This is a genomic window from uncultured Bacteroides sp., from assembly GCF_958445495.1.
Classification (GTDB): domain Bacteria; phylum Bacteroidota; class Bacteroidia; order Bacteroidales; family Bacteroidaceae; genus Bacteroides.
In genome coordinates this window covers 25,231-46,610 of the sequence record NZ_CAUCSQ010000036.1, presented here as the reverse complement: position 1 = coordinate 46,610, position 21,380 = coordinate 25,231, and the positions used below count along the sequence as shown (strand labels likewise).

Genomic DNA, 21,380 nt, shown 5'->3' with positions numbered 1-21,380 from the left:
CGCCGGCAACCCCAACACTCCGGTAGATGTCCTTGTAAAGTTGTCCGATGATAGTAACTGGTCTGTCCGCCGTAATGCCGCCGGCAACCCCAACACTCCGGTAGATGTCCTTGTAAAGTTGTCCGATGATAGTAACTGGTCTGTCCGCCGTAATGCCGCCGGCAACCCCAACACTCCGGTAGATGTCCTTGTAAAGTTGTCCGATGATAGTGACTGGTCTGTCCGCTACAATGCCGCCGGCAATCCCAACACTCCGGTAGATGTCCTTGTAAAGTTGTCCGATGATAGTGACTGGTCTGTCCGCTACAATGCCGCCGGCAATCCCAATCACCCGAATTATATCGCTAATGAAATAGAATTCATAGTTGGTGATATTTATGTGGCAGTAAGAGGTACTAATCATCTATGGTATAAGTATAATTCTCCGAATGCTTCTCCATTTTATAAATGCGGTTGTTTTTGTGGTTCTCGTCAACAGTTAGTTTCAAGGATTTATTCTATTGATAATCTTTCCGCTGACCCTAATGTAAGGATGCGGATATTGAATGCTTTGGACCGTAAATTTAAAGAAGTATTCGGAAGATGATTAATACAATCTAGGAAAATAGATACAGATGCTTATTGTGGCATTCTGTTAATGTGCAAAATTAGCTAATAATAAAATAGAAAAGAATTAAATCGGATCAATCTCTACGAAAAGGTATATATGGCAAAAGTATTTATAACAAAATATGCCTTAACATCAGGCATAATGGAAATAGAAGCGGATATTCATAAATCCACGTTTAACAATCAAAATGGCTATGTGAAAGATGGTCCTTTTTCTTTCTATTATATAGGGAGGGATGTTTTTACTGAAAAATCAGAAGCACTGAAGAAAGCGGAAGATATGAGAAAAAAGAAGATTGCTTCTCTTCGTAAGCAGATTGATAAACTTGAAAAATTATCTTTTAATAAGTAAGGAGAAATTTATTATGGGAATGATTAACAATATAGAAGGGCTATTGAACGACGTTCTACTGGACTATAAGCGTATCAGTGAAGCCGTACACGCGAGTATATCGGAGAGTATCAAGCTATCCGACCTGGATAAACTGTACGAAGTATGGCGCCACGGAGACCGGGCCGAACCCTTGTACAGGCTGCTACAGGAGAAGGCGAAAAAGGGCGCTGACGCTTTCCGGGAATACCTGCACGGCATGTTATACTTCGAAGATGATAATGAACTCATGGAAGCCCTGGCGGAGGGCCCGATAAAAACGCTTATAGCCGACGCGCTGTCACTTGTACAACAATTGGAGCCCGGAATGTTAGTAACGCGGGATAACCGGAACGGCGCGGTCGTGTACCAGGTGGAAAAAGGCTATACTTGTCGGTGCATACTGGACGGTGCGCGTGTCGAAATATACGCCCCGGTCTGGTCCGGACATTGCCCGCCGAACTATAACCGCCTGGAACAGGGCGCCCTGATAAGCGTGAACGGCGAATGGTGGCAAGTTGCCGGAGAGCTCCGGCGGCGTACCATGCCAGGCGGCGACGAGGCGCACTTCGCGAAAGCCGCGCTTTGCCTGGGGTATCTATATGTCAACAACTTGATAACATTGCGTGAACGTAGGGCCATCGGTAACCGATTGAACCGCTACCGGGACAAATACAACGTAGATATAACGGTGGCCCAGCTAAACAGCGTAAGACTAACCTATAACGATATTGCAACGGACGAGAAAGGAGGTGATGAAGAATGAACGGAAACGAGATGCAAGTAATGGCCCCGCATCACCGGGGCCAGCTGGCAAAGGCCCGGTTTTGCTTATCTTTCCTCTTTGTTAACGGCTTTCTCCCGGTCAGCGAATACAATACGGTTGACAAGCGTTTAAGGAGATACAAAGAGAAGTACAGAGTGGAGGTAACGCGCGCCCAGGGCGAGAGCGTAGATATAACCTATAATGATGAAGCAAAAGTAATTAACGAATAATTAAATGAGAATGAACACACAATTTGAGCGGTCAGCATGTACTACCGATGAATGGTACACTCCGATAGAGATTGTAAATGCTTTGGGCGTTTTTGACCTGGACCCTTGTGCCCCGCTTAATCCATTATGGAGAACGGCAACGCAAATGTATAACAAAAATGATAACGGGCTATTGAAGGACTGGAAAGGACGTGTGTGGCTCAACCCTCCTTATTCCCGTCCGCTTATTGAACAGTTTGTTAAGCGTTTGGCAGAGCATGGTAACGGAATTGCATTACTCTTTAATCGTTGTGATTCAAAGATGTTTCAAGATGTCATCTTCGAGAAAGCAACGGGCATGAAATTCTTGCGCCACCGCATCCGATTTTACCGTCCGGACGGTACACGTGGTGATTCACCAGGTTGTGGCAGTATCCTAATCGCTTTTGGAGAAGATAATGCAGAGGTATTAAGAACCTGTGATATCGCAGGTAAATATGTACGTATTAATTAGCGGAAAATAATTTATAGTATGCGATAATATGATTTTTAGAGAATGCGATCTTGATTTCTTGAATGTTGAAAATCCAATTGATTGGGAACAAAGGCGTTATGAATTGGCAAAAGCAGCCATGCAAGGAATACTAAGCGATGAAGAAGAAGTTGGTTACGCTTGTGCCGAAGTAACATATAACGTGAACGAGAAGCGTACAACACCTATAGCTGTTGCTCGATTCGCGATCGCTTGTGCCGATGCTTTAATTAAGGAATTGAAAGGAGAATAACTATGCTAACAATACTAAGAGAAACTTACCCAACAGCTAAGAAAGAACATAGGTGTGAGTTTTGTTGCGAAAAGATAACGATAGGACAAAAATATGTCCGTCAGACAAATGTCTATGACGGAGTCGTGTACGACTTCATTACACACCAAGAATGTAAGGACGTAGCCCATGAATTGAGAATGTACGATGATTGCGATGATTCAGGTTTAGGCGGTGAATCCTTTCGCGACAACTTGGATGAATACGTTTATGCCAATCACTACGATGATGAAACGGATGATATCTGTTCTGATTGGCAACAGTTATCTCATTATGAAATAGCGAAGAAAGTATTGAAAGAACTTAAAACGGAGGAATAAAATGAATCGTGAAATAAAATTTAGAGGAAAGTCAATTCTAAATAACGAATGGATATATGGAGACCTTATAGAAAATCAAGGAAGATTTTATATATATCATGCTTGTACCGAAACGACACTATCGGATGAAGAAAGCATTATCACGATAGTTGCAACAAAAATACAAAATGAAACTGTCGGGCAGTTCACTTGACTATTTGACAAGAATGGAAAGGAAATCTATGAAGGGGATATATTGTTAATGGGTGAAGATGAAGGTGTAAAAATCTATAACAAAGTAGGCATAAAAGATGGATGCTTTGGATATGTTGGAGAAACGAATGGTAAAATACTCCCATTCTGTCACTACAATGTAACGGAAGAGATTGCAGGTAATATTTACGATACCCCGGAATTAATCAAGGAGGAATAGCCATGCCAACAAGTGAAGTATTAGACTTAATCCTCAAAATTGCATTATTCATTCTCAATACCACAACTGTTGCCATCATTGTAATTTTGATAAGCAGATGGCACAAACGCATGGAGGATAAGCTGAATAATATCCAAATGTATATTCAGCACGTAACGGACCGTAATGATATTGTATATATCAATCAGCTTGAAAGTCTTAAAAGAGAGCTAATAAAGGCTGAACGTTACGAAGATGCAGAATTCAATTCATCTTGTGACTTCTCAACAGTAACAAAGTGGAAATAACCCTTGAAAGAAATATGGGGAGGATAAAAGGGCGTCACCCGAACCACCAGATAGACGCCCTTATATGATACAATCATAGTACAAATATACTATTAATTTCTAAATTTGTTGTACTATGTTTTCAGAAATATCGGAGTTGAAATCTATCAGAGAGCAAAAATCTAGATTATCAGAAAGAGAAGCTGAATTATCTGCTCCTATTATGTCAGATTTGGATTATATTCCATCCATATATAAGTGGTTTTGCGAAATACAGGATTTTAGGGATTGTCCGGGAAATAAAGATAGTGTCCATATCAGAAAGAAATTTATATTTATCATTCTTTTTCTTTATGCTCCTAGCGTCTTAGCCGGTGGAAGAATGCCAAAAGGTCTTCGAGATAAGATTGCCGAGTCAGTGAATATCAGTGATAAAACATTTATTTCCCACAATATCGAAACTGTGGTTGTTCTCTACAATAATTATAAGGACTTTCGGAAGGATATAGAGTATATTTACACTGAAATTGTATCTCGGTTGAAAGACAATGCTGTAATAGGCTAAAGTATTATATGATAGAAAGAAAATATATTTCAATATCCAAAGTTCACCCCAATGAAGGACAAATAGAAGGGCTTCCGAGTAATCCTCGTTTCATTAAAGAGGAGAAGTTCCGGAAGTTATGCCGTTCTATCCAGTCGCTTCCTGAAATGACAGAAGCACGCGATATTCTCGTATATCTGTATCAAGGTAATTACATTGTGATTGGTGGCAATATGCGCTTGCAAGCCTATAAGCATTTAGGGTGGAAGGAAGTCCCTTGTTGCATATTGCCTGAAAGCATGCCGGTGGAAAAGCTCCGGCAGATGCTTATTCAAGACAACAATCCTTTCGGTGAAAACGATTGGGATGCTTTGGCTAATGAATGGGACAGCATTGAACTTGAAGAATGGGGATTTGACGTGTGGCAAGAACCAGAGGAAAAAACAAAGGCTAAATCCCCCAAAGAAACATCCGAAGAAGAAGCAAAGGAGCAGCCGGATTTCTTTGCTGCCATGTTAGGCGACCGCATATATGACAGTAACAATGAATTTGACATACCGAACTTGCTATTCGACCGACAGCCTACAAGCGGCTTGCTACTGCCTTTTGCTGGATGGGGAACGGATACAAGGGCAAAAAAAGGCATATCTACTTATCATTTTTATGTGGAGGATTACCGGTTCACTAGCATTTGGAACAATCCCGTATCGGTATTGGATAGCGGATGTACCGAACTAGTAGAACCGAATCTGTCTTTGTTTGATACAACGCCGATTGCCTACGGTTTGCAGCAAATCTACATGAAGCGTTGGATTGCCCGTTTCTGGCAGGAGTGCGGCGCAAAGGTGTATGCTGACCTGAATGTGGCGCAGAAGTTCTACAAGTACAACCGTTTGGGGATTCCTGATGGTTATAATGCTTTTGCCACACGTGGCTATGCCGACAGGCAGGAATATTTGAAGATGGAAATACAAATCGCCCGTGAAATATCAGGAAAGGATATACCCAATATGATAGTTTATGGTGGTGGGGATAAGATAAAAGAAATATGCGTGCAAAACAGCATTATATATGTCGAACAGTTTATGGCTAACAGAGTTAAGAAAGGAGATTGAAATGGCTAAAACATCGGGAGGAGTAAGAAGCAAAAGCTCATCAAGAAGCAGCGGAGGTAATTATCAGGCATCCGTTGCAGTGGAAAACCGTCGTGGAGAAACAAGATGGTTGCAAAAGAATTTCCGTACACAAAAGCAAGCAGAACAATGGATTGACAGAGTGGCTTCCCGTTTCGACAGTCCGGCTAAATCCGGCTTTGCGACTACGGCAGCTATTGATAAAGATACGAAGCGTGGCACCCAATATGATATTTACAACCGTGACTTGGCTCGCGAATTTGAAGTAAAGGACAAGCGAGAGTTTAGGGCTGGACGTGGTGGATATACTGGTAGAAGATAATGGCAAAGACATAACAACTAAAAAATACAAACAGTAGTTGGAGCGTGCCACCAAGGAGAGCAATGTATAATATCATCAGACGAGGACATCCTTATTCCGAGGATATGTATTCTACAAATACAAAGGTTGAATATTAACTTAAAAAGTGAAAGAAAACGCCGATTAAACGCCGATAAACGATGCCAAAACCGGAGAATGTCATAGGGAAGGGAACGCCGTTCACCAGCACCAACCAGCCACCTAATCGTGGCAGAAAGCCCAAGTTGTACACCATCGCGAAGAAAGCCTATAACGTGTCAAGGGAGGAATGGAACGAAGTCAAGCTATATCTCCTTCAATGTACGCCGTCGGAAATAGATAAAATCATAAATAAGGAAGACACTCCTATGTGGGTGCTCATCCTTGCACGAGGCTTGAAGCGAAATGCAGCAAAGGGTATCACCGACGTGCTGGACGGCATGGAAGACCGACTGTTTGGTCGTGTTCCTGTCGCATCGGAAGAAAAGGATGATGAACCTGTAAACGGAAGCATTGACATTGAAAAATGGATAGAGGAGAATACGGATGAATAGACCCGGAATAACACCACAGAAAATTTATGCCCCATTGTATCGGAATAAAGACAAGTTTATTATTCTTATAACGGGAGGTCGCGGAAGTGGAAAGTCTTTCAATGCCGCTACGTTCATCGAACGACTCACGTTCGAGCGTTCGGAGGACAGGACATTCGCGCATACCGTTCTTTACTCCCGTTACACAATGGTATCGGCTAATATGTCTATTATTCCCGAAATGATGGAAAAGATAGAATTGGACGGCGGGGCGCGGTGGTTTAAAACTACCAAAGCCGACATTATCAACAAACGTAGCGGTGGGCGCATCATGTTCCGAGGTATCAAAACATCTTCCGGCAACCAGACGGCAAAATTGAAATCTATTCATGGTATCACGACCTTCGTTTGTGATGAAGCGGAGGAATGGACGAACGAACAGGACTATGACAAAATCATGCTCTCCATCCGTCAAAAGGGGATTCAGAACCGGATTATCATTATAATGAACCCTACGGACAGCAATCACTTCATCTATAAGAAGTATATCGAGAATACCCACAAACTGGTGGAGATTGACGGCGTGCCGGTACAGATTTCAACCCATCCGAATATACTCCACATCCATACCACCTACTTCGATAATATCGACAATCTTTCCCCTCAATTCATCAAGGAGGTGGAGCAGATGAAGGTGGAGAATCCCGAGAAGTATGCCCACACGGTTATTGGTCGCTGGGCTGACGTTGCGGAAGGGGCAGTGTTCAAGAAATGGGGTATTGTGGACGAGTTCCCACAGTGGTGCAAAAAGGTTGCTCTTGCTTCCGATTGGGGATTTACAAACGACCCTTCAACAGGTATTAGATGTGGCATTATTGATAACAGGCTTTATGTGGACGAGTTGTTCTATGAAACAGGAATGTTGACTAATGAAATCGCAAGGAAGTTAAAACCGTGGGGACTAAAAGTGTATGGAGATAGTGCCGACCCTCGTTTGATACAGGAAGTAAAAAACAGAGGTGTGAATATCTATCCGGTAGATAAATATCCCGGTTCCGTAGTGGCTGGTATTGACAAAATAAAAGAATATGAGTTATTTGTCACAAGACGCTCTTATCATATAATGGAAGAGCTACGCAATTATGTTTGGGATAAAGATAAAGACGGTCATTATATCAATGAACCGATAGATGCTTGGAATCATTGCATTGACCCGATTAGGTATTATATTTTAGGGCATATATTGGGGCGTATTTTAAAGCCACGAGATAATTCAGGAATATTCGCACACTAAAAATATTGAGATATGAGAACGATAGATGAAGTTTTAAGAATCGAAGATATAGACCAAAAGATATCCTATCTGAAAAAAGGCCGAAAAACGGAGCTTCCCGATGCGGTAAAGCTCTATAACGACTGGAATCCTAACCGGCACGAGATTATCATGGATAAGGAGAAATACCCGAAGATTAAAATCACGGTCGAGAAGGAGAAAGAGGTTTATGACGAGAAGACAGGCAAAACAATCGCCATTCCGAAGAAAACGAAGGACGTAGAGCCTAACCGCATCGCCTTACCCATCGAGCAAGACATTGTGAACATACAGACCGCCTTCACCGTCGGCACGGAGCCGAAGATGAACTGCGAACCGGAGGAAAGCGAACAAGGTATGTTTTCTGCCCTGAAAAAGGTGTTGGAGAAGAACAAAATCAAGTATCAGAACAAGCGTATTGTGCGCTCGTGGCTCTCCGAACAGGAATGTGCCGAATACTGGTATGTAGTGAAAGATGATGGCTTTTGGTCGAAATTAAAGCGTAAGATAGGCAATCTTTTTGGTAAATCTGCTCCTGAATATCGCTTAAAAAGCGTGATATGGTCGCCGTTCAGGGGAGACAAGCTCTATCCGTTCTTTGACGATAGCAACAACCTGGTGGCTTTCTCCCGTGAGTACAAGAAAAAAGACTTGGAAGATATAGAGGTTACTTGTTTTATGACTATCACAGCAGATTTTGTTTACCAATGGGAACTGACTGATGGCTGGAAGCTCGTTTCTTCGTTCAAACATGGATTCAAGAAGCTGCCTATTCTGTATTGCTATCGTCCGGAATCCTATTGCGAGAAGATTAAGACGCTCCGGGTACGGCTGGAGAAACTGATGTCAAGCTATGCCGACTGTATAGATTACCACTTCTTCCCCATTCTGATGTTGTTTGGCGACGTTCAGAACTTTTCGGGAGAGTTTAAGAATAGAGTGGTAGAACTCATCGGTAATGAAGCAAATGCTCAATATTTAACGTGGGACCAAGCAAGTGATACGGTGAAATTGGAATTGGATTCACTTATTGAAAAGATATATTCAATGACAAACACGCCACGTATCTCTTTCGAGAATCTGAAAGGAAGTGGTAATGCTTTGTCCGGTATAGCTTTCGACTATGTTTTCCTTTCCACTCACTTGAACGTGGAGAACTTGGCGGAGACAATCGGCGAGTTCATGCAGCGGCGTGTGAACTTCCTTGTATCTGCACTTGGCTCTATCAATTCCAGCTTCGAAAAGGCTGCCGAGACTATTGATATTAATGTGGAGATAGAACCTTACCGTCTCGATAACATCGATGACCGTGTTAGTACGGCTGTTAAGGCAGTCAGCGGTAATGTCTGGTCGCAGAAACACGGTGTATTATTTGCAGGAAATATTGACAGATTGGAAGAAGAACTCCAGCAAATCAAGGAAGATGAAATTGAGAAGCAGAAAGCCGCTATTGCAATGGAATCAGTCAAAAAGAACAATTTAAGGTTGGAGTAGTCAGAAAAATTTCGGGGGTTATACAAAAAATACAGGAAAAATGGAATAAAATAGTAAGCCGCTTTAATTTTATTAATGCATAGGTCGGTTTTAGACCGGAAAGACAAATAAACCACAATTCGCTTATTGTGGTTCTTCGGAAATGAAAATTTTAGGCTTAGAGTTGAATATGAGATAAATTTGTACAAAGAAAATAATACAGCTATCCTCACGGCTGAAAGATATAACGCCATCGGTGAGAAGTGAGGAGCTTGCCTTTGGCGCTTTTTTATATGCCAAGCGTGGCAGGTTAAGCAAGTCGGTAAGGCGTGAAGAGGTTCGAATCCTTGCTTGCTACTATCGGACAAATTAAAATCCCCAAAAGCGGAAGTGTCCGAGCCGCTAATGGGGATAGTATTAACTATTTAATAATGCAAATCTATGAAAAAGAAAGCAGAAATTAAAAAGTATGACACTAATATTTTAGAAAATATTGGTCGAGATGGTGATTTATTGTCTTTAACTGATCTTTGGAAGGCGGCAGGAAGCCCGGAGAATAAGCGCCCTATTGATTGGCAAGAGAAAGAATCGACTAAGGAATACATTGAAACACTTGCTATTACGTTTAATAGTGCTGAAAAAGCACTTTTAAAAACTAAAAAGGGAAGATGGGGTGGAACTTATGCTCATAAAAGTATTGCACTCGCTTATGCTAAGTATTTAGACCCTGCACTCCACGTATTAGTGAATGAAGTTTTCTTTCAGCGTATCGAAGAAGAAAAGAATCCAGACCTAATCGGACAACGTTACATAAAAGCATACGAGAAAAGAGGTAAGTCTGCTGACTGGACTGCTGAACGTCTAAAATCTATCGGAACCAGAAATATGTTCACAAGAATATTGGCAGCTCATGGTGTATTTGGTGATGGATTTCGTAATTGTACCAATGCCATATATGAACCTCTCTATGGAGGAACTACTAATGTAATTCGGGCAAAGAAAGGGCTTTCTAAAAATCAAAGCATACGTGACAACATGAGTAAAGTTGAGCTTGCAGCAGTCGGTCTGATTGAAGCTCTTGCTTCTGACGAAATAGAAAGAAAAGATATTCAGGGAAATGCGGATTGTGAGATAACCAGCAGAAGAGCCTCACGTAGCGTTGCAAATGCGCTGATTGAACATAAGAAGTATATTCTCTGAATCCGTATATAAAGAAAGGGTAGCCCTAAAGCCACCCTTTCCCGCTGATTGGCGTCAACTTAAAGTGCCGGTCCGAAGACCCCTGACTAATCTATTTCTTGTTTATCAAATCCAGTAACATCTTGTTTGTCTCAACGGCGAGTGCAGACATAAGAAAACCATCCTTGCACATCTCATGCACTTGACCGAATATTCTCTTTAGATTCGATTCCATGCTTTCCTTCGGATTGTACGCAATTTCTTCCTTCCCATAAGGTATTAATCCACCATAGGTATTTCCATGCTTTTTACGACCGCTAGCGAGCGTTTCATGCAATGATTGGTTGAACTCCCTAATTTGCTTCTTGACGATGCGTTCTGCGTACCTGGTACAACGCTCGGAACGAAGTTTCTCTTCCATCTCGTTAAAGGCGTTGATATACGCTTCTTTAAACTGGGCAGCTATCTTTCCGGTAAATCCCATAGCTAAGAAAGTAAAGCCGTCACGAGTCATGTAGTACATGGGTCTATTTTCTCCTTTTTTATCCTCGTATTTAACGGGCGCAAAATTGCGCTGGTTGAATAATTCGCTACAATCCAGTGATTTAATTGCTCTAAGTACGTCTTTGTGTGCCTTCCTAAAATAGTCAGCAACCGCCAAAGAAGAGGTCACAGCTTGACCGTTTTTCGCTTCTACCAAATCAATCTTATCGGTAGACCATAATTCTAAACTTCTTGTTTCCATAATGATTTTATTTTATGTGTTATACTATTGCGTTACTCTTACTTAGCACATGAAGAACCTGTCGTTATCATCACCGAACATCTTATATCCGGTAAGCAGACTTAAAACAATAATTGCAATCTCTATCATAATTGTATATTTTTGATATAGTAATGGCTGTCCGGCATTGGAACGGACTGCTGTAAAGTATGTAATGTATATTATGCTGCTGTATTCAATTCGCCTTTTATCTGCTTGATGGCTTTCTTCACATTCCAATCATTTTCGTATAGGGCTATGATAAATCGCCTACCTCGTTGCGTCCATACAGTATAGATATTTGTATGGGTGTTCCCTCTTTCGCTTGTGAAAATGTTGGTTCTTACATCGCGCATTCCCCATTTGTCATACGGAGCTTTCAGAAGCCATTGGTCAGATTGCTTGTATTGTATGCCAAGCTCTTTCAGTTTGCTGTTCAGCTTTTCCGCATTCATCCCTATCTCTTTGGCTACCTGTGTAGTGGTCAGAGTGTTGACCGATTGCAGGTGAGTGTCGTAGTAGTTGACTTTGGGAGCGGCTTGTGTAAGCTCTTTCTGTTGGAGTTCGATAGTGGCTTGCTGTTGTTCCGTTTCGGCTTCAAGTTGTTTTAATCGTTCTTCACGCTTTGCAAGGGTGGCTTGTGCGATAGTGAGGGCACGTGCCATGATTTCTTCGGGAGTGTCTTCCGCTTTGGTGGCAAGGTAGCCGCCAGTAGTTCGGACTTCGTGAAGGATTTGTTTTACTCCCTTCTTGAATTGTTTAGCGATTGGTTTGCGGGACTGCATGAGGACTTCATATAAGCCATCTTCGGTTAAGAAGTTGTATTCTTTGTAGTTAACTAAGTCCCCTAAGGATTGTTTAGGGGTGATTTTCACCTTTTCTTCTTCATCTATTGTTTGAAGCATTACGGTGATGTTGCTGTGTTCAATACACTCTGCTACTTCTTTGGCTAAGAACAATGGATTTTCTGCCGTTCCATAAACGGTGAATTGATGTCCAAGCAATTCTGTTTGTTTTAGGACTTGAATCGGATGATTTAGCATAATAATAAAAAATGCGCCTACTACGAGCTGCTAAATCATCCACAGGATTATTTTGGAGGCGTTTCCGTATCTCCACTCGGTAAGCGCAATATCTTTAAACAATACTACTACAATATGTCTTGGCAAAAAAATAACTCCAATGGAGACCACAGGAGTTTGCCGCCCCTGTGAATGATTTAGCGCCGCAAACATACAAACATTTTTTGAAAAAAGCAAAGAAAAGCTACTTTTTTGCGTGACGAATGAAGATATATATGGATTTATTTGGATTTATGAACAGTTGTCCGTTATTTTGTCATTATCGTACAACTAAAAACACACAGTCATGGGATTATTCAATTTATTTAAAAGCAAACAGGATATACCTCCTAAAAGAGATATAAAGGAGTTCTTTTCGATTGATATAAATAATCTTTTTCAATATAATCCTGTATACTCTCATACAGAAATAAGCCCATATGGAAATGAAGTAAAACATTATACACTATGCTTAAAAAAGATAGAACTTGGAATTTTCTATGAAGCTGAAATATTAGAAGTCGCAGAAAATGAGTTAAATGTCATATTTAAGGGGAGGAGTAACCTTTTAACCAAAGAACTTGTGGAACTCATAAATTTTTGTGCTGATTGTTTAGGGTTAGATAGTAGCGGGTATGGTAAAATTGAGAAAATAGATTATCAGTATGTTGATGACCATGTATTCTCTCGTATGTGGGATAAAATATGGATTGATAATATGACAACTTCAACTATAATTATGACAATATATTCTTTAAATAAAAGCGTTAACTAAATTGTAAATCATGGAAGGAATCGCACTATTTGTATCTATTGTAATCATCGTGTTCGGAATATTGCAAATTATTCTATTTTTCAAGTTATGGGGAATGACTAATGACATCGGTAAAATAAGAAGCATTATCGAAAAGAAAATACAGCAGGAAAAAGTAGTAAAACAAGATAAAGTTCATAACGAAAAAGTAGCTAATTCTCTAAAAGGAACGTGGGGAAAAGATGTTTCAGAAGAGGAGAAAAATATGGCTCAAAGCTTACTCCCTAAATTGATGGATAACGAAGTAATACTTTTAATGAAAGGAAAATTGGTTGTATATGACGCTTATAGTTTATCTGAACTTGATGATTATAAAATTATATACTATAAATAACTCATCCAGCCCCGTTCCTCCTGGTTCGGGCTTTTTTATTTCCCAAAAGTTAAATATTTCATATTGCATTGAAATCTCTTCCTAAAAGCTTGTTTAATTACCAAATGGTTATTATTTTTGTGATGTCATTAAGAATCGCGATCTTTACATGACTGATGAAGAAGAGCTAAAGGCTCGGATTGAAGCTGCGGAGCAAGACCTTAGCTTCTTTTCCCTCAACTGGGATGCACTACGGGAAACCGAATGGATTTCAGATGAGGAGCTTGAAGAAGGAATCAATGATGCGCTAGACGATTTGATTGATGCCAAAAACAAGCTGAAAGAAAAAGGTAGTCCCCCATAAGGGGCTACCATTTTCTCTTTAACTTATAAAAAATAATGCGTATGAATGCAAAGGAAGAACTTAAAAAGTGGAAAGATGATTTTGCTAAGGCAAAGACCGAACAAGCAAAATTAGAGCACAAGAGGCGCTTTAATACGTATGTGAACTCTTTATCACCTTCTGATAAAAAAGAGTTTCTTGTTGAATTTAGAAAAGGTGCACAGCAGGCTGTAGATGAAGCAAAAAAACTGGCTAAAATTGCAGAAAGAAAAGAAAAACTAGATAAAGTGTTGGATTTTGCCTCAATGTCTTATATAGCGGAGCATTATTTTGGCAAATCTCGTCAATGGCTATATCAGCGTATAAACGGGAATCTGATAAATGGCAAGCCTGCTGATTTTACCCAAGAAGAACTTAAAACTTTGTCATTTGCTTTATCTGAACTTGGGAATATTATGAAGGATACTTCTTTGTGTATAATGCGATGAAATAAGAATAGGCGTTAAAATTAAAGGAGGAATATTATGGAACTAAAAGAAATCAGTAAAGACATCTATGATGTAGATGCTTGGTTGGATGAAGGTCTTGGGAAAGAAGGCACTCCCGAGCGTGAAAAAAATCGAGAAAAGGCATGGGAGGAATATAACGCCCAAATACTCCTTGAGGCCCGAAAAAATGCACGTCTTACGCAGTCTGAACTTGCTAAACGTATTGGAGCTGACAAAGGGTATATTTCAAGGATTGAACGTGGGCTAACAGTTCCTACTGTTGCTACATTGTATAAAATAGCCTCTGCTATGGGGCTAACAGTGGAGTTGCGTCCCGCATAAATATGCTGTAATGGAAATAAACAATCATTAAAAATATATCATGAAAACACCAAACCCTCAAAATGAAATTGTAGTCCGTTGCGGGAAAACTACGGACAGTATGGAAAAGCTTTAAATAAAATATCATGGAAGAAAAGAATATAATAAAATACGACGGAGAGTTAAATTTAAATGGATTAAAAATATCCTGTTATGTTTTGCAAGATGGACGTAGAATACTTTCTACATCTGGAATGCAAAAGGCTCTGGCAATCGTAAATGACGAAAAAGAAAGGTCGTCGGGAAGATTAGCTGAAATACTAAGTTCTAAGAATGTAAGTGCTTGTATATCAAACGAAAATTTATCGGCGAAAATATCTCCTATTTTATGTTATAGAGGTGCTCAAAAAATTGCTGGATATGAAGCGTCAGTACTACCTGAAATATGCGAAATTATGCTTAAAGTGAGAGATTATGCGGTAACAAACAATATAGAATTAGGTAGTAGACAAAAAGCTGTTATCGTACAATCTGACATTATTATAAGGGCACTAGCAAGAGTAGGAATCATTGCACTCGTCGATGAAGCTACAGGCTATCAATATGATCGAGAAAAGGATGAACTCCAAAAGATTCTAAAGGCGTACATTTCAGAAGAGCTATTGCCGTGGCAGAAGCGTTTTCCTGATGTGTTTTATAAAGAATTATTTAGGCTGAACGGTTGGGATTTTACAGTAAATGGCATAAAGAAAAGACCGGGCATTATAGGGAAATGGACTAATATGTTTATTTATGAGGAACTACCTAACGGTGTTCTTGACGAACTGAAGAAGAAAACTCCCAAAAGTGAATCCGGAAACAGAACCAGCCGATATCACCAGTTGCTGACTCTTGACATCGGGGAACCTAACCTTGAAAAGCAGATAAACAAGGTAATCACCTTATTTCAAGTATCTGACAACATGAAACAATTCTGCGACAACTTCAAAAAAATGAAAATGAGGCAGATTGGGCAGATGGAATTACCCTTTGAATTTGACGAAAATGGGTATACAAAAGATTAGTTTTCTAATTCCTTCCCGCCCTTCGCAAGAGGGCGGTTTTTTGTTTCTAATATAACTGTTATTAGTGTTCTTCCCTTACCTGATAGCCAGCTAGAAACTCGTGGTCTTAGTCGGGGAGAAGATGGGAGTGAAACTGTTAATAATTAACATTAAGAGCTTAGTGATGGTTAAATAACCATTGAAAATGATGAATTTAGTGATCGTTTTTTTGTTGTTTGTTGTTGTTGTTGTATATTTGTGCAGTCAGGAAATACGAATAATCACCTAAAGCACATAAAATTCAATAAATATAGGATATAATTCTATATTTGACATAGTAAAACCAAAAACAAAAAGTTTAGTATGGCACGCCCTATTCAAAACACTCCTACAATTAAAGGAGAAGATGCCAAAAGATTCAGAAAAGGTCTTTTGGAATCTCTGACAAAGAAACTTACGCCTGAAGAAAAGGATGCTAAGAAAAAAGAGATTAAAGAGATGGAAGAAAATTACAATTTATTGGTATCAATTTCAGGTGGAACATTCTATTGATTTTTGGGATTTACTGAAAAATGGAAAAGTTACAGTAACCCAATTAAGCAAAGACTATAATTTTAAATCGTTCGATTGCGGGAATACCGATTTGAACGATTTTTTATTTAACGATTCAAAGATGTATCTAAAACATCTCCGTTATACTACGACTTTATTAGAAACGGATAGTAAGATTATTGCTTATTACAGTTTAGCAAATGACTTATTAAGTGTTTCTGATCGTCAAGATTTTGCAGATGAGATGCAAGATTGCAAAAATAAGATAGATTTTGATTTTTGGGAAAGATTTTTAAATCAGAAGATGTACCCTGCTGCCAAAATCGGAAGACTTGCTGTAGATAAAGATTTTCAAGATCAGGGTATTGGCACATTTCTTATAAAATCACTAGTTCAAAGTTTTATAAGGAAGAACAAGACTGGTTGCCAATTTATCACGGTTGACGCTATTAATGACAATAGTCAAAGAGCTATTAGATTTTACGAAAATAATGGGTTCAAATATCTAACAGTGGGAGATGTGAATAAAGAATCTAGGCAAATGTACAAATCATTATTAGAATATATAGAAGCGGACTAACCTCCGCTTTTCTTTTGCCATTTTATCTTATAAAATATCCCTTTCCCTCCTAAAAATCCAATGTATAACAACTAATTTCCCACAATTGAACAATTGTGGTTTATCCCTCATGTAATTATTTTATAGCTTGCTGTTTGGAATGTAATTTTATGCTGTTGAAAATCAAAACTAAATTCATACGGTATGAATATTCAAGAACTTATTTTGGCAGGACTGCAACAAAAATTCACTGGGGTGGACACTGCTATTCTTACCCGAATTGCTGCTAAAAAGGCAGAGGGTGTAACGGACGAGGCGAAGGTAAACTCCATCGTTGAGGGTATCAGTTTTTCGGACGTGCTAAATTCCTATGGTGATTTCCGTGCCGGGGATGCTTCAAAAACGGCAGTTACTAACTACGAAAAGAAGCATGGACTGAAAGAAGGAAAGCCAATCGAGAATCCCAATCCCCAACCTAAACCGGGAGAAGAAAAGAAAGACGATGTACCGGCTTGGGCACAGGCTATCATTGATTCAAACAAAACTCTTTCTGAAAAACTTGTCGGTTACGAGCAGGAACGTGTGCAGGCTCAACGTAATGCACAGGTTTCCGCTAAGGCAAAGGAGTATGGTATTCCCGAAACACTTGTACCCATGTTGAACATTCCCAACGATACGGACTTGGACGTATTTATGAAGGACGCAAAGCAAACATTTGTCAATGCGGGATTTCAAGGTGTACAAGTTCCCCAGACAGCAGAACAGCGTATTGAAAAAGAGAATCACGATATTGCTGTTATGATTAATAAGGGGACGGAAGAGATTAACAAGAGAATTAAAAACTAAAGGTAAAAAATTATGCCAGCAGGATTTAAGTATGATTTAAAGCCAATTGAAGCTAATATGCCGGAGATGTGCCGTTTTGAAACGGTATATCGTTATTCTGGTGGTTTCAATTTGGTTTTGGATAATTTAGCAGGCGTGGATAAAATTCCGCCTATGACACCATTGGTACTTGACTTTGTAAAAAGGCAAGCAACGGCAGTTATTAATGTAGAAGTTGCAGAAAAGTACACTTCCGGAACGACTATGAAGATAAAGAAAAATTCTTTAGCTTATGTAGGTATGTTTATCGGGGATGGTACTAATGGTGCAAAGATTAACAAAATCGACACCACGAACGAAGCTTACGATACATTGACGTTAGCTGCTGCTTTCGGTTCAAGTGTGACAGTAGAAGCAGGAATGGTATTGTATGAGGCAACGGCAGTTGCAGGGACAGAGAAAAAAGCCTTGGCAAAAGCACTCAATTACGCATGGACAAAAGTAGAGCCGGGTGCAACGGTGACGGCAATTGGACGAGCCTATGAGATTAGGACGACAAAACTTATTGTTCCTATCTCGGAAGCAGACAAAGAATCGCTTGGCGATAGGTTTATGTTCACTTATTAAAAGAAAGGAGAGTATATGTATTTGACAGTTCAGACATTATTGAATGACCCTGAAATAGTAAAAGCGGTGATTGACCGTGTGCAGGCTCTCCGTTTTGATACTATTTTCTGGAAAAAACACCTTGATTTCGAAGAAACGAAATCTCGTGTTTTTAAAACTTATCTCGGTACGGTTACGGGTGTTACAGCCGGTTCCGTTATTGACCGTAACTCTAACAAGCCGTTGAGAGAACGTAAATCTCTGGGCTATGGATATGGTGAGGTTGCTTATTTGGGTGACAGATACCAGTTAGATGATGACAGGCTTGATATGTTACAAGAACTTGTAACCAAGTACAACAACGCACGTCCGGCAGACCAGCAAAGAGCGTTGAATGACATTATTAGCTATATTATAGATGATTATCGTCAAGTATTGCTTGCACCGCACAAACGTATGGATATCGTAGACGGTGACCTGCGTTCCGACGGTAAAGCAACAGTGAAAGTTGATGATAATCCGCAGGGTATTGCTATGCTTGATATGGAATTGCCTGTACATCGTATTTCTCCGACAACAGGGGACAAGAATAACTTTGTGGGGTATTTGATGAATCAGGTTGTCGAACTTCGCACTGAATTCGGTCTATTTGTTTCTATGGAGATGTCGCGGAAAACCTTTATCAAGTCCATTGTTGGTTCTGCTGATTTTGGTGAATTTTACAAACAGACATTCGGTCAAAAAGAAGTGCAGATTTCTTCTGGCTTGATGTCAAGTGAGATGGCTACAACCATTTTCCAAGGGTTAGGTTTACCGCCTATTGTCATTAATGAAGATTTGGTTGAACTTCCTGACGGAACCATGAAACAGGTATTCAAGGACAACCGCATTTCTTTGTTTACTACAGCTAAGCAAGGAAAGATGCGTTGGCATACTCCGTATGAAGTAACCGATCCTGTTCCGGGTAAGACTTATACCCGTTCGGAAGGAGGTATGTATATCTCCAATGTAAGAACGGATGAAGGTCGTTTCATGGAGTACGGTTGTGAGTGGATTCCGGAATATACGGCTCCGAACAAGATTGTAATCTTTGATTTGGATACGATGCTTGCGTAATGAATGTAAATGATTACATAAGGCAGCTTTTCTTAGGATTCAATATAAGGTTGAATGATGCCGCCTTATTGACAATCTCGCATTATACAAAAATAGATGGAGATAATTTGTATGAGGAAGAATTATTTGACAAAATCATATATGGAATTTTGTTGTTCGCTCCATTTTTCATGCTATCTCCTCTATCTTATTCCATTTCTGAAAACGGGCATTCTAAATCTCTTTCATGGGAAGAAAAAAGCTTCTTGAAATGGTATTCGTATTATTGCAAGATGTATGGGCTGAAAGACGAACTGAATACGGACAAACCCAAAGTAACTTTCTTGTAAGATGTTAGACGAAGCACCTCACATATTAGTGGTAAGAACGGTGACACCGCCGGATGATAACGAGTACGGGCAACCGATACCCGGCACAGGTGGTGAATCGTGGGATGAACTTACCGAATGCTTTTGCCATGACAATTCCCAACAGCAGGAAGTTTCGGTGAACGGCAAGCTGTGGGTTTACTCCTATCATGTGGTATATGAGGGTAAGAAGCTGGCATTAGACACGAAGGTCAGGTGTTTGGATAAGGATACGAAAGAGATTGTAGGAGAAGGCAAGGTAATCAAGAATGCCGAGTGCTATTCTGAGGAACTGAAAGGGCGTTGTGATATATGGTTGGAATAAAAATAGTTGATTAGATGATAGTAACAACCGACATAGCGAATATTCTATACAGGGATTGCAAGGTTTTCGGCATAGAGGTTTACCAATCGGGTAACATCCCCGACGAGGACAAGGAATTATCTTTTGAAAGGGTGATTATCCGTACCAAACCCCAATCTCCCGAAACCTATTGGAAGAAAGGTTTTGTAGAAGTGAACCTTTGTGTGCCTGACATGGACAGCAAGGCAAACCTAATCCGTTTGCAGGAACTTGAACGGAAGGCACAAGAGGTATTGGGTGATGTCGTAGGCGAACATGACGGTTCAAGTTACTATTATTTGATTGATTCAATCGGAATGGAAGCGGACACGGCTTTGAAGTGTCATTATGTGAATGTTAGAATTTTGTTTCAAGTTTTAAATTGTTAATAATATGTCAAGTACAGCGACAAAGCCCTTTATCGGGCTGAAAAGAGTGTGGTATGGTGATGTTGTTTCAACCGTTACCACTCCTGCAAGCGGCTACACTGCATCAGAGTTGAAAACTCTGATAGGAACACTTACCGAAATTAAGAATGTGCATCAGGATACCTGGGGGTACGATGAAAGCGACCCTTCCGTAACTGATTACATTAACGAACTGACGGGACAACCCTATTACCGGGACGTAACACAAGCCGCCATCCCTACGGTGAATTTCACTTTGGGAGAATATTCCTTTGAAGACAAGGCTGCATTACAGGGAGGTAAGATTGCCAGTGATGGATGGGAACGTCAAAACATGGCTAATCTCATTGAAAAATGTATTGTTGCACAAACCAAAACCGGAAACTTCATCTTCATACCACGAGCAAACATCGTTGGTAAAGGAAGTTTCGTGGAGAAAAATATTGGGTTAGGAGTTTCGGCTGTCCCATTGGAAACAGGGGTTGATGGATTGGCTTCTGAAAAATGGTTTAAAGAAGCCGATGTCGATTTGGAATCTAAACTCAAGTAACAAGATTGTGTTTCAGGACGGCGGTGGGTGATTGCTCGCCGCCTTTTTAATTTAGGAATATGGATAACGCAGCGAAAATAGTTAATAGTGCCATTATCGCAATGGACTTTAGGACGGTCGTAATAGCAGGGAAAGCATATACGATTTACCCTCCAACGATAAAAAAGTTGGCAGGGGCAGGGTATTATTTATCCGATGTCAAAGCAGGGGAATCTATCAAAGATTTACTTTTATCCTTGAATGACTCTGCATTACTCGCCCATGCCCTTTCATGGATAATACAGGGAAATGATGAACTTTTTGAAGAGCTGGCCGAAGGCACATACACGGAAATAGTAGATGCTCTGGATATGGCCTATTCTATGATTTCAGCCCGGTCTTTTTGCAATCTGTCAACTTTAGCGAGGAATGTAGCGGGTCTGACAGCAAGGCAAAGGTAATCGGCAACGATTGTCTGCTAGGGCAGATTGCGTCATTCATGGAGAACCTTCATCTGACATATAGGGAAGTTACAGAAGTTATTCCATACCGCAATCTAGTGATTATGCAAAAGGATAAATTGCACGTTGTTTCAGGTATTGTAAGAAAAGAAGTCACAGAAGAAGAATTTTTTGAAAGTAGGGAAAATAAATTAGGATA

At 40.1% G+C, this 21,380-nt stretch carries 33 protein-coding genes and 1 pseudogene; 32 read left to right on the top strand and 2 right to left on the bottom strand.

Features of this window, described 5'->3' with window-relative positions; translation table 11 throughout:
• The 16 genes and pseudogenes from Q5076_RS12695 to Q5076_RS12620 form a co-directional block, all read left to right on the top strand.
• On the top strand, positions 1-586 hold a 586-nt coding region (locus tag Q5076_RS12695), incomplete at its 5' end, for a HEAT repeat domain-containing protein (protein ID WP_303013872.1).
• Positions 587-706: 120 nt separating this feature from the next.
• Positions 707-961 (top strand): hypothetical protein, encoded by a 255-nt coding sequence (locus tag Q5076_RS12690; protein ID WP_303013871.1) that lies wholly within the window; start codon positions 707-709, stop codon positions 959-961.
• A gap of 19 nt (positions 962-980) precedes the next feature.
• A complete protein-coding gene (locus Q5076_RS12685; protein ID WP_303013870.1) occupies positions 981-1,745 on the top strand; it encodes a hypothetical protein in 765 nt (254 codons plus the stop codon).
• Positions 1,746-1,985: 240 nt separating this feature from the next.
• A complete protein-coding gene (locus Q5076_RS12680) occupies positions 1,986-2,468 on the top strand; it encodes a DNA N-6-adenine-methyltransferase (protein WP_303013868.1) in 483 nt (160 codons plus the stop codon).
• Between the two features lie 28 nt (positions 2,469-2,496).
• Positions 2,497-2,739 (top strand): hypothetical protein, encoded by a 243-nt coding sequence (locus tag Q5076_RS12675; RefSeq protein WP_303013867.1) that lies wholly within the window; start codon positions 2,497-2,499, stop codon positions 2,737-2,739.
• 2 nt (positions 2,740-2,741) lie between these two features.
• A complete protein-coding gene (locus Q5076_RS12670; protein ID WP_303013866.1) occupies positions 2,742-3,098 on the top strand; it encodes a hypothetical protein in 357 nt (118 codons plus the stop codon).
• Position 3,099: 1 nt separating this feature from the next.
• Entirely contained in the window at positions 3,100-3,291 is a 192-nt protein-coding gene (locus Q5076_RS12665) for a hypothetical protein (RefSeq protein WP_303013864.1), read from the top strand.
• A gap of 12 nt (positions 3,292-3,303) precedes the next feature.
• Positions 3,304-3,510: pseudogene (locus Q5076_RS12660) on the top strand (YopX family protein); the annotation flags it as partial.
• A gap of 2 nt (positions 3,511-3,512) precedes the next feature.
• Positions 3,513-3,797, top strand: coding sequence for a hypothetical protein (locus Q5076_RS12655; protein WP_303013863.1), 285 nt, complete (start codon positions 3,513-3,515; stop codon positions 3,795-3,797).
• 115 nt (positions 3,798-3,912) lie between these two features.
• Complete coding sequence (locus Q5076_RS12650; RefSeq protein WP_303013861.1) at positions 3,913-4,341, top strand: hypothetical protein; 429 nt, start codon at positions 3,913-3,915, stop codon at positions 4,339-4,341.
• 8 nt (positions 4,342-4,349) lie between these two features.
• Positions 4,350-5,435 (top strand): DUF4417 domain-containing protein, encoded by a 1,086-nt coding sequence (locus Q5076_RS12645; protein ID WP_303013859.1) that lies wholly within the window; start codon positions 4,350-4,352, stop codon positions 5,433-5,435.
• Positions 5,392-5,775, top strand: a complete 384-nt coding sequence (locus tag Q5076_RS12640) for a hypothetical protein (protein WP_303013858.1) — start codon at positions 5,392-5,394, stop codon at positions 5,773-5,775. The genes Q5076_RS12645 and Q5076_RS12640 overlap by 44 nt, the downstream gene beginning before the upstream one ends.
• A 179-nt stretch (positions 5,776-5,954) precedes the next feature.
• On the top strand, positions 5,955-6,347 hold the full coding sequence (locus tag Q5076_RS12635) for a hypothetical protein (protein WP_303013857.1): 393 nt from the start codon (positions 5,955-5,957) through the stop codon (positions 6,345-6,347).
• Positions 6,340-7,620: a PBSX family phage terminase large subunit gene (locus Q5076_RS12630; protein ID WP_303013855.1), complete on the top strand. Its 1,281-nt coding sequence runs from the start codon at positions 6,340-6,342 to the stop codon at positions 7,618-7,620. Before Q5076_RS12635 ends, Q5076_RS12630 begins: the two co-directional genes overlap by 8 nt.
• Positions 7,621-7,632: 12 nt before the next feature.
• On the top strand, positions 7,633-9,132 hold the full coding sequence (locus tag Q5076_RS12625) for a phage portal protein (RefSeq protein ID WP_303013854.1): 1,500 nt from the start codon (positions 7,633-7,635) through the stop codon (positions 9,130-9,132).
• Positions 9,133-9,552: 420 nt separating this feature from the next.
• Positions 9,553-10,311 carry a KilA-N domain-containing protein gene (locus tag Q5076_RS12620; protein WP_303013853.1) on the top strand — a complete coding sequence of 253 codons (759 nt, stop codon included), beginning with the start codon at positions 9,553-9,555 and terminating at the stop codon, positions 10,309-10,311.
• Between the two features lie 91 nt (positions 10,312-10,402).
• Here Q5076_RS12620 and Q5076_RS12615 read toward each other — a convergent pair whose 3' ends face one another.
• Positions 10,403-11,035 carry a Rha family transcriptional regulator gene (locus Q5076_RS12615; protein WP_303013851.1) on the bottom strand — a complete coding sequence of 211 codons (633 nt, stop codon included), beginning with the start codon at positions 11,033-11,035 and terminating at the stop codon, positions 10,403-10,405.
• A 200-nt stretch (positions 11,036-11,235) separates the two neighbouring features.
• Positions 11,236-12,057 carry a phage antirepressor KilAC domain-containing protein gene (locus Q5076_RS12610; RefSeq protein WP_303013849.1) on the bottom strand — a complete coding sequence of 274 codons (822 nt, stop codon included), beginning with the start codon at positions 12,055-12,057 and terminating at the stop codon, positions 11,236-11,238.
• 364 nt (positions 12,058-12,421) lie between these two features.
• Between Q5076_RS12610 and Q5076_RS12605 the strand changes: the two genes are divergently transcribed.
• From Q5076_RS12605 to Q5076_RS12530, 16 genes are all read left to right on the top strand, one after another.
• On the top strand, positions 12,422-12,889 hold the full coding sequence (locus Q5076_RS12605; RefSeq protein WP_303013847.1) for a hypothetical protein: 468 nt from the start codon (positions 12,422-12,424) through the stop codon (positions 12,887-12,889).
• 10 nt (positions 12,890-12,899) lie between these two features.
• Positions 12,900-13,262: a hypothetical protein gene (locus tag Q5076_RS12600; protein WP_303013845.1), complete on the top strand. Its 363-nt coding sequence runs from the start codon at positions 12,900-12,902 to the stop codon at positions 13,260-13,262.
• A gap of 148 nt (positions 13,263-13,410) precedes the next feature.
• Positions 13,411-13,605, top strand: coding sequence for a diguanylate cyclase (locus Q5076_RS12595; protein ID WP_298046231.1), 195 nt, complete (start codon positions 13,411-13,413; stop codon positions 13,603-13,605).
• A 41-nt stretch (positions 13,606-13,646) separates the two neighbouring features.
• Positions 13,647-14,072: a DUF5053 domain-containing protein gene (locus Q5076_RS12590; protein WP_303013842.1), complete on the top strand. Its 426-nt coding sequence runs from the start codon at positions 13,647-13,649 to the stop codon at positions 14,070-14,072.
• Between the two features lie 36 nt (positions 14,073-14,108).
• The gene (locus Q5076_RS12585) at positions 14,109-14,414 is read left to right on the top strand and encodes a helix-turn-helix domain-containing protein (RefSeq protein WP_303013841.1); all 306 of its coding nucleotides are present in this window, start codon (positions 14,109-14,111) and stop codon (positions 14,412-14,414) included.
• 125 nt (positions 14,415-14,539) lie between these two features.
• Entirely contained in the window at positions 14,540-15,457 is a 918-nt protein-coding gene (locus Q5076_RS12580; RefSeq protein WP_303013840.1) for a P63C domain-containing protein, read from the top strand.
• 342 nt (positions 15,458-15,799) lie between these two features.
• Entirely contained in the window at positions 15,800-15,988 is a 189-nt protein-coding gene (locus tag Q5076_RS12575; protein WP_149935923.1) for a hypothetical protein, read from the top strand.
• The gene (locus Q5076_RS12570) at positions 15,972-16,568 is read left to right on the top strand and encodes an N-acetyltransferase (RefSeq protein WP_303013838.1); all 597 of its coding nucleotides are present in this window, start codon (positions 15,972-15,974) and stop codon (positions 16,566-16,568) included. The genes Q5076_RS12575 and Q5076_RS12570 overlap by 17 nt, the downstream gene beginning before the upstream one ends.
• A 183-nt stretch (positions 16,569-16,751) precedes the next feature.
• The gene (locus Q5076_RS12565) at positions 16,752-17,393 is read left to right on the top strand and encodes a hypothetical protein (RefSeq protein WP_303013837.1); all 642 of its coding nucleotides are present in this window, start codon (positions 16,752-16,754) and stop codon (positions 17,391-17,393) included.
• Between the two features lie 12 nt (positions 17,394-17,405).
• Positions 17,406-17,999 (top strand): head fiber protein, encoded by a 594-nt coding sequence (locus Q5076_RS12560; RefSeq protein ID WP_303013836.1) that lies wholly within the window; start codon positions 17,406-17,408, stop codon positions 17,997-17,999.
• 15 nt (positions 18,000-18,014) lie between these two features.
• A complete protein-coding gene (locus tag Q5076_RS12555) occupies positions 18,015-19,094 on the top strand; it encodes a hypothetical protein (protein WP_303013835.1) in 1,080 nt (359 codons plus the stop codon).
• The gene (locus tag Q5076_RS12550; RefSeq protein WP_303013834.1) at positions 19,094-19,423 is read left to right on the top strand and encodes a DUF6706 family protein; all 330 of its coding nucleotides are present in this window, start codon (positions 19,094-19,096) and stop codon (positions 19,421-19,423) included. Before Q5076_RS12555 ends, Q5076_RS12550 begins: the two co-directional genes overlap by 1 nt.
• 1 nt (position 19,424) lies before the next feature.
• Positions 19,425-19,766, top strand: a complete 342-nt coding sequence (locus Q5076_RS12545) for a hypothetical protein (protein WP_303013833.1) — start codon at positions 19,425-19,427, stop codon at positions 19,764-19,766.
• A gap of 14 nt (positions 19,767-19,780) precedes the next feature.
• Positions 19,781-20,173, top strand: a complete 393-nt coding sequence (locus Q5076_RS12540) for a hypothetical protein (protein WP_303013832.1) — start codon at positions 19,781-19,783, stop codon at positions 20,171-20,173.
• 4 nt (positions 20,174-20,177) lie between these two features.
• The gene (locus Q5076_RS12535) at positions 20,178-20,741 is read left to right on the top strand and encodes a hypothetical protein (protein WP_303013831.1); all 564 of its coding nucleotides are present in this window, start codon (positions 20,178-20,180) and stop codon (positions 20,739-20,741) included.
• Between the two features lie 59 nt (positions 20,742-20,800).
• Positions 20,801-21,181 (top strand): hypothetical protein, encoded by a 381-nt coding sequence (locus Q5076_RS12530; protein ID WP_303013830.1) that lies wholly within the window; start codon positions 20,801-20,803, stop codon positions 21,179-21,181.
• The last annotated feature ends 199 nt before the right edge of the window (positions 21,182-21,380 follow it).

Coding starts and splice junctions, on each gene's coding strand:
- Q5076_RS12690 (WP_303013871.1), top strand. CDS start 707: ATGGCAAAAGTATTTATAACAAAATATGCCTTAACATCAGGCATAATG.
- Q5076_RS12685 (WP_303013870.1), top strand. CDS start 981: ATGATTAACAATATAGAAGGGCTATTGAACGACGTTCTACTGGACTAT.
- Q5076_RS12680 (WP_303013868.1), top strand. CDS start 1,986: ATGAACACACAATTTGAGCGGTCAGCATGTACTACCGATGAATGGTAC.
- Q5076_RS12675 (WP_303013867.1), top strand. CDS start 2,497: ATGATTTTTAGAGAATGCGATCTTGATTTCTTGAATGTTGAAAATCCA.
- Q5076_RS12670 (WP_303013866.1), top strand. CDS start 2,742: ATGCTAACAATACTAAGAGAAACTTACCCAACAGCTAAGAAAGAACAT.
- Q5076_RS12665 (WP_303013864.1), top strand. CDS start 3,100: ATGAATCGTGAAATAAAATTTAGAGGAAAGTCAATTCTAAATAACGAA.
- Q5076_RS12655 (WP_303013863.1), top strand. CDS start 3,513: ATGCCAACAAGTGAAGTATTAGACTTAATCCTCAAAATTGCATTATTC.
- Q5076_RS12650 (WP_303013861.1), top strand. CDS start 3,913: ATGTTTTCAGAAATATCGGAGTTGAAATCTATCAGAGAGCAAAAATCT.
- Q5076_RS12645 (WP_303013859.1), top strand. CDS start 4,350: ATGATAGAAAGAAAATATATTTCAATATCCAAAGTTCACCCCAATGAA.
- Q5076_RS12640 (WP_303013858.1), top strand. CDS start 5,392: ATGTCGAACAGTTTATGGCTAACAGAGTTAAGAAAGGAGATTGAAATG.
- Q5076_RS12635 (WP_303013857.1), top strand. CDS start 5,955: ATGCCAAAACCGGAGAATGTCATAGGGAAGGGAACGCCGTTCACCAGC.
- Q5076_RS12630 (WP_303013855.1), top strand. CDS start 6,340: ATGAATAGACCCGGAATAACACCACAGAAAATTTATGCCCCATTGTAT.
- Q5076_RS12625 (WP_303013854.1), top strand. CDS start 7,633: ATGAGAACGATAGATGAAGTTTTAAGAATCGAAGATATAGACCAAAAG.
- Q5076_RS12620 (WP_303013853.1), top strand. CDS start 9,553: ATGAAAAAGAAAGCAGAAATTAAAAAGTATGACACTAATATTTTAGAA.
- Q5076_RS12615 (WP_303013851.1), bottom strand. CDS start 11,035: ATGGAAACAAGAAGTTTAGAATTATGGTCTACCGATAAGATTGATTTG.
- Q5076_RS12605 (WP_303013847.1), top strand. CDS start 12,422: ATGGGATTATTCAATTTATTTAAAAGCAAACAGGATATACCTCCTAAA.
- Q5076_RS12600 (WP_303013845.1), top strand. CDS start 12,900: ATGGAAGGAATCGCACTATTTGTATCTATTGTAATCATCGTGTTCGGA.
- Q5076_RS12595 (WP_298046231.1), top strand. CDS start 13,411: ATGACTGATGAAGAAGAGCTAAAGGCTCGGATTGAAGCTGCGGAGCAA.
- Q5076_RS12590 (WP_303013842.1), top strand. CDS start 13,647: ATGAATGCAAAGGAAGAACTTAAAAAGTGGAAAGATGATTTTGCTAAG.
- Q5076_RS12585 (WP_303013841.1), top strand. CDS start 14,109: ATGGAACTAAAAGAAATCAGTAAAGACATCTATGATGTAGATGCTTGG.
- Q5076_RS12580 (WP_303013840.1), top strand. CDS start 14,540: ATGGAAGAAAAGAATATAATAAAATACGACGGAGAGTTAAATTTAAAT.
- Q5076_RS12575 (WP_149935923.1), top strand. CDS start 15,800: ATGGCACGCCCTATTCAAAACACTCCTACAATTAAAGGAGAAGATGCC.
- Q5076_RS12565 (WP_303013837.1), top strand. CDS start 16,752: ATGAATATTCAAGAACTTATTTTGGCAGGACTGCAACAAAAATTCACT.
- Q5076_RS12560 (WP_303013836.1), top strand. CDS start 17,406: ATGCCAGCAGGATTTAAGTATGATTTAAAGCCAATTGAAGCTAATATG.
- Q5076_RS12555 (WP_303013835.1), top strand. CDS start 18,015: ATGTATTTGACAGTTCAGACATTATTGAATGACCCTGAAATAGTAAAA.
- Q5076_RS12550 (WP_303013834.1), top strand. CDS start 19,094: ATGAATGTAAATGATTACATAAGGCAGCTTTTCTTAGGATTCAATATA.
- Q5076_RS12545 (WP_303013833.1), top strand. CDS start 19,425: ATGTTAGACGAAGCACCTCACATATTAGTGGTAAGAACGGTGACACCG.
- Q5076_RS12540 (WP_303013832.1), top strand. CDS start 19,781: ATGATAGTAACAACCGACATAGCGAATATTCTATACAGGGATTGCAAG.
- Q5076_RS12535 (WP_303013831.1), top strand. CDS start 20,178: ATGTCAAGTACAGCGACAAAGCCCTTTATCGGGCTGAAAAGAGTGTGG.
- Q5076_RS12530 (WP_303013830.1), top strand. CDS start 20,801: ATGGATAACGCAGCGAAAATAGTTAATAGTGCCATTATCGCAATGGAC.